Below are 5873 nucleotides of genomic sequence, written 5' to 3' on the forward strand. Positions count from 1 at the left end.
GAGATCATCCGCCACACCCGCCTGCACCCGGCCCAGGTGTTCATGGTGCTGCTGGAACTCGACCTCGCCGGCCGCCTCGAGCGCCATGCCGGAGGGAATGTTTCGCTGGTGTTCGGGGAGCCTTCCGTCTGACGCTGTTCGCATTTTCGCGCCGCCGAACTCCTTCGAGAAGCTCGGCGAGGATGGCCTTTTCAGCCGGCTTTCCGCTTTGCCGCGCCTGTGCTCATCTGTTCGACGCCAAGACCGGCCGGCGATTGCAGGGCAAAGGTCTGATATCCCGAGGCAAAGGTCTCAAGCAAAAGTTGGCTCTTGCCACTCGCGTCCGTTGGCACCAATCTCGCTCAGCCGCTCATCGGTGGATGTCGGCATGACAGGATCTTGCCATGACCCGCGATCAGATGCTCGCCCACCTGCGGTCCGCCGATGCCGTCGCGCGCGACACGGCGGCGCATGGGCACCATCCCTTCGGTTGCGTGCTGGTCGGGCCGGACGATCGCGTGCTGATGCGGCAGGGCAATCTCGACACGGTGCGCCATGCCGAGACGGAGCTCGCCCGGCGCGCGGCGGCGGCCTACGAGCCGGAGTTCCTGTGGCAATGCACGCTGGTCTCAACCTTCGAGCCGTGCGCCATGTGCGCCGGCACGATGTATTGGGCCAATATCGGGCGGCTGGTTTACGGGATCGAGGAGACCGAGCTGCTGGCGCTCACCGGGGATCACGCTGAGAATCCGACGATGAGCCTCTCTTCGCGCACCGTCCTCGGCTCCGGCCAGAAAAAGATCGAGGTCTTTGGCCCCTTCCCCGAAATCGCCGACGAATTGCTCGCACCGCACCGCGATTTCTGGAAGCGTTGACGGCTTCCCCGCCCGTTATGGTGTGCCCTTCCCGAGAGATGGGTGACAGTTCATCGGGTGGATTTGGTGAGCGCGATGGGATTCGAACCCATGACCTACTGATTAAAAGTCAGTTGCTCTACCGGCTGAGCTACGCGCTCCCGCGGGCGAAAGGCGGCCCTCGAAATTGCGCGGAACATAGGGAGAGTGCCTCGACCGGTCAACCGGAAAAAGAGAGCTCGCAAACACGGGTGGCTTCGGCCTGTCGCGACACTTGCCAGCCGCGCCACCGGTGGGAGAACAGCCAAGGGAACACTGGCATTTCTGCCCGACAGCGGCATCCAGTCTGGGGAACAATTGTATGCGCCGCTCGTTTTCCCGGCACAGGGACGTCCGCCAAAACCATCGAGGAGAAAACCAATGAACAGAATCACAACGAGCCTTCTGGCGGCCACTCTCTCCGCCACATTCGTTGCGGCGGAGGCCGTGTCGGTTAACGCCCAATCGAACTATGTGCCGCAATCCCAGGTCGCGGTGCCGGATGTGCAGACAGTCCAGTACCGGGAGTGGCGCAAGGACCGCTACAATCGCAATTTTTCGCGTGACCGCAGTTTTTCGCGTGACCGCAATTTTTCCCGCAATCGCGGCGCGTATTGGAACGGCCATCGCGGCTATCGCGAATATCGCCCCGGCTACCGTCGTCACGGCGATTATTGGTTCCCGCTCGCGGCGTTCGCGACTGGCGCGCTGATCACCGGTGCCATCATCAACAACGAGAACAACCGCGTCTACGGAGGCAACGCCCACGTCCAGTGGTGCTACGACCGCTATCGCAGCTACCGTGCTTCGGACAACACGTTCCAGCCGAATTACGGCCCTCGCAAGGAGTGCCGTTCGCCTTACTGATTCGTGAATGAGTGCCAATAGCTGACGAGTAGACCCGTGCCAGAATCTGTCGCGGGTCTTCTCTTTTCAGTAAGCATGGGAGCCGGCATCAGCCAGCCCAACTGATGGCCTTGATGATGTAAAAACGTGCATCGCCTTCCGAAGGTGAGCGATATGCTCCAAGGGCGTCGCAAATTCGAACCGCCGCGGCGCTCAGTTCCCAACCAAGCACTTCCAGGTCGTCATCGACATCCGTCACGTAAGACTGGGTCAGTTCGTCGATGCTATTTGTCTCGCCGAAGGATCGAACCCGCTTTGCGTCGATCATAACGTCATCGGGCCAATTTGAATTTGCCCAGGCCCAGAGCCAACTCTGCGACTTAGCGCTCGTGGACCCGGCAATCTGGACCTCTGCGGTGACTTTGATTTCTCCGCCCTTGGAAAACAAAAGCCTTCTGGTCTCGATGTCATAGTCGTAGCGAGACGAGTGGCCGAGCTGGAAGTCTCTCTCCAAGCGGTCATTCTTGGCATTTAGTTGTTCGATAGCCTCGTCGCGCCAAGCAGGATACCAATCTGGCTTCATTTCCCCTCGCCCCATTAGACAATCGGTTATGGCACACTCAGCGTCCGTCGCACAGCATCGCGCCAACCCGCGAGTTTGGCTGAGCGTATGGAGCTATCCATGTCCGGCTGGAAGCGCCGCTCCAGCGCCCAGCTTTTCGCAAACTTCTTAGCATCCGGCCACACGCCCGCCTTCGAGCCGGCCAGCCAGGCCGCCCCCAACGCCGTCGTCTCCAGAATGGTCGGGCGGTCGACCGGTGCATCGAGGATGTCGGCCAGACGCTGCATGGTCCAGTCCGACGCCACCATGCCGCCATCGACCCGCAGCACGGTCTTGGCCGAAGCCCCCTTCCAGTCCTTGCGCATGGCGTCGAGCAGGTCGCGCGTCTGGTAGGCAACGGATTCGAGCGCGGCACGGGCAAACTCGGCCGGGCCAGAATTGCGCGTCAGTCCGAAAATGGCGCCGCGTGCCTCGGCGTCCCAATGCGGCGCGCCGAGCCCGACGAAGGCCGGCACCAGGTAGACGTTTTGGGTCGGATCGGCTTCATCAGCCAATTTGCCGCTCTGCTCGGCCTTGCCGATCACCTTGATGCCATCGCGCAGCCATTGCACCGCAGCACCGGCAATAAAGATCGAGCCTTCCAGCGCGTAGGTCGTCTTGCCGTTCAGCCTGTAGGCAATGGTGGTCAAGAGCCGGTTCTTCGAACGCACAAGATCGCTCCCGGTGTTGAGCAGGGCAAAGCAGCCGGTGCCGTAGGTGGATTTCATCATGCCCGGCTCGAAACAGGCCTGGCCGATGGTTGCCGCATGCTGGTCGCCGGCGACACCGAGGATTCTTATCTCGGCGCCAAAGAGATTTTTCTCCGTGATTCCATAGTCATCGGCGCAGTCTTTCACCTCGGGAAGTATTTCTATTGGGATGTTGAGGATCGACAGCAGCTCGTCGTCCCAGGCATTCTCAGCGATATTGTAGACCAGCGTGCGCGAGGCGTTGGTGGCGTCCGTGGCGTGGACCTTGCCGCCGGTCAGCCGCCAGATCAAAAAGCTGTCGATGGTGCCGGCGAGCAATTCGCCCTTCTCGGCGCGTTTTCTCGCGCCTTTCACCTTGTCCAGCATCCAGGCGATCTTGGTGCCGGAAAAATAGGGATCGAGCAGCAGGCCGGTCTTGCGGGTGAACTTTTTCTCCAAGCCCTGCTTCTTGAGTTTCTGGCACAGCGGCGCGGTGCGCCGGTCCTGCCAGACAATGGCATTGTGGATCGGCTTGCCGGTCGCCTTATCCCAGATGACGACTGTTTCGCGCTGATTGGTGATACCGAGCGCCGCCACGTCGGAAGCATTCCGGCCGGCCTTCTTCAGCGCCGCCTTCACGGTCGACACCACACTCGCCCAGATATCTTCCGGATCGTGCTCGACCCAGCCGGAGGCCGGATAGTGCTGGGCGAATTCGTTTTGCCCACTGCCGGCGACCTTCATCTCGCCGTCGAACAGGATCGCCCGGGTCGAAGTCGTGCCCTGGTCGATGGCAAGGATATATCCGGTCATTATGCCTCCCCGCTTAGTCTTTTACACAAACAGGGGAGACGGCAAGATGCCGCCTCCCCCAATGTCACACGGGCGCAGACGCCCGCTTAGAACAATCTTACTTTTGCCAGCTCTTCACCAGTTCGTCGTAATTGATGGTGATCGGCTTTTCCTTCTCGTTCTCGATCTTCAGCTGAGGAGCGAGATTGCCCTTCTTGACCGCGTCGGCGTTCCAGTAGGCGAGGTCATGCTCTTCGGCCATCTTCGGACCGATGTCGCCCTGGATGCCAGCCTTTTCCAGGCGTTCCATGACCTTTTCCTGCTCAGAGCAAAGCGAGTCCATCGCCTCCTGCGCCGTCTTGGCGCCCGACGACGCATCGCCGATCGCCTGCCACCAGAGCTGTGCCAGCTTCGGATAGTCCGGAACGTTCGTTCCGGTCGGCGACCACTGAACACGGGCCGGCGAGCGGTAGAACTCGATCAGGCCGCCGAGCTTCGGAGCGCGTTCCGTGAAGCTCTTGTCCTGGATCGTCGACTCGCGGATGAGCGTCAGGCCGACATGGCTCTTCTTCACGTCGACCGTCTTCGACACCACGAACTGCGCATAGAGCCAGGCGGCCTTGGCGCGATCATCAGGCGTGGACTTGAGAAGCGTCCATGAACCCACGTCCTGATAGCCGAGCTTCATGCCGTCCTTCCAGTAGACGCCGTGCGGCGACGGAGCAAAGCGCCATTTCGGCGTGCCGTCCGCGTTCACGACCGGCAGCCCGTCCTTGACGAAGGAGGCGGTGAAGGCGGTGTAAGTGAACATCTGCTGCGCGACCGTGCCTTGCGACGGGACGGGGCCGGATTCGCCGAACGTCATGCCCTGGGCTTCCGGCGGCGCATAGGCCTTCAGCCAATCCAGGTACTTCTGGATCGAATACACGGAAGCCGGGCCATTGGTGTCGCCGCCGCGCGCGACGCACGAGCCGACAGGCTGCGACTTCTCGTTGACCTTGATGCCCCATTCGTCGACCGGAAGACCGTTCGGCAGGCCCTTGTCGCCATTGCCGGCCATGGACAGCCAGGCATCGGTGAACCGCCAGCCGAGCGACGGGTCCTTCTTGCCGTAGTCCATGTGGCCATAGACCTTCTTGCCGTCGATCTCGCGGCCGGTGAAGAACTCGGCGATGTCCTCATAGGCCGACCAGTTGACCGGAACGCCGAGGTCGTAGCCGTACTTGGCCTTGAAATCGGCCTTGTTCTTCTCGTCGTTGAACCAGTCGTAGCGGAACCAGTAGAGATTCGCGAACTGCTGGTCGGGCAGCTGGTAGAGGTCGCCGTCCGGAGCGGTCGTGAACTTGGTGCCGATGAAGTCGGCGAGGTCGAGGTTGGGGTTGGTGACGTCCTTGCCCTCATTCGCCATCCACTTGGTCAGGCTGCGCGCCTGCTGGTAGCGCCAGTGCGTGCCGATCAGGTCGGAGTCGTTGACGTAGGCGTCATAGATATTCTCGCCCGACTGCATCTGCGTCTGCAGCTTTTCGACGACATCGCCTTCGCCGATCAGGTCGTGGGTGATCTTGATGCCGGTGATCGCGGTGAAAGCGGGCGCCAGAACCTTGGACTCATAGCTATGCGTATCGATGGTCTCGGAGACCACCTTGATGTCCATGCCGGCGAAAGGCTTCGCCGCATCGATGAACCATTGCAGCTCGGCTTCCTGGCCGGCGCGATCGAGCGTCGACAAGTCCTTGATTTCGGTATCGAGGAAGGTCTTGGCTTCGTCCATTCCGGCATAGGCCTGGCCTGCTCCCCAGAGCAGGACAAGCGCAGTCGTTGATGTTAAAAATTGCCTTCGCATTTCGTTTCCTCCACTTTTCAAGTTTCAAGTGCGATCTGGAGCGGTCGTCGGCACGCGGTCGCTCCAACAGTTTCCCCCTCTATACGTAGCGGAACACGCCGACGGCGTAGACTACGGAGAGAGCGAGAGCCCACCACAGGTTGGGTCCGACAAGACCCAGCCAAGCGAGATGGATAAAGGCGCTGCCGAGCAGCGAAACGAAGAGGCGGTCGCCGCGCGTCGTCTCGAAG

The 5873-nt window shown here is 61.0% G+C and carries 6 protein-coding genes, 1 tRNA gene and 1 pseudogene; 3 read left to right on the forward strand and 5 right to left on the reverse strand.

Annotated elements, in window-relative coordinates; genetic code table 11:
- Positions 1 to 132: pseudogene (locus EN964_RS21670) on the forward strand (DNA-protecting protein DprA); the annotation flags it as partial.
- A gap of 251 nt (positions 133 to 383) precedes the next feature.
- A complete protein-coding gene (locus EN964_RS21675; RefSeq protein ID WP_127273218.1) occupies positions 384 to 854 on the forward strand; it encodes a nucleoside deaminase in 471 nt (156 codons plus the stop codon).
- A 64-nt stretch (positions 855 to 918) separates the two neighbouring features.
- On the opposite strand, the gene EN964_RS21680 is transcribed toward EN964_RS21675, so the two are convergent.
- Positions 919 to 994, reverse strand: a tRNA-Lys gene (locus EN964_RS21680).
- A 259-nt stretch (positions 995 to 1253) separates the two neighbouring features.
- Here EN964_RS21680 and EN964_RS21685 point away from each other — a divergent pair.
- Positions 1254 to 1739 (forward strand): BA14K family protein, encoded by a 486-nt coding sequence (locus EN964_RS21685; protein ID WP_127272309.1) that lies wholly within the window; start codon positions 1254 to 1256, stop codon positions 1737 to 1739.
- A gap of 88 nt (positions 1740 to 1827) precedes the next feature.
- Here the strand turns inward: EN964_RS21685 and EN964_RS21690 are convergent, their stop codons facing one another.
- From EN964_RS21690 to EN964_RS21705, 4 genes are all read right to left on the reverse strand, one after another.
- Positions 1828 to 2301 (reverse strand): DUF6882 domain-containing protein, encoded by a 474-nt coding sequence (locus EN964_RS21690; RefSeq protein ID WP_127269599.1) that lies wholly within the window; start codon positions 2299 to 2301, stop codon positions 1828 to 1830.
- Positions 2302 to 2327: 26 nt separating this feature from the next.
- Complete coding sequence (glpK, locus tag EN964_RS21695; protein ID WP_127269598.1) at positions 2328 to 3821, reverse strand: glycerol kinase GlpK; 1494 nt, start codon at positions 3819 to 3821, stop codon at positions 2328 to 2330.
- A 97-nt stretch (positions 3822 to 3918) separates the two neighbouring features.
- Entirely contained in the window at positions 3919 to 5643 is a 1725-nt protein-coding gene (locus EN964_RS21700) for an ABC transporter substrate-binding protein (protein WP_027036699.1), read from the reverse strand.
- Positions 5644 to 5722: 79 nt separating this feature from the next.
- On the reverse strand, positions 5723 to 5873 hold a 151-nt coding region (locus EN964_RS21705), incomplete at its 5' end, for a DUF2160 domain-containing protein (protein ID WP_245490681.1).

Source organism: Mesorhizobium sp. M7A.F.Ca.CA.001.10.2.1, assembly GCF_003998575.1.
GTDB lineage: Bacteria > Pseudomonadota > Alphaproteobacteria > Rhizobiales > Rhizobiaceae > Mesorhizobium.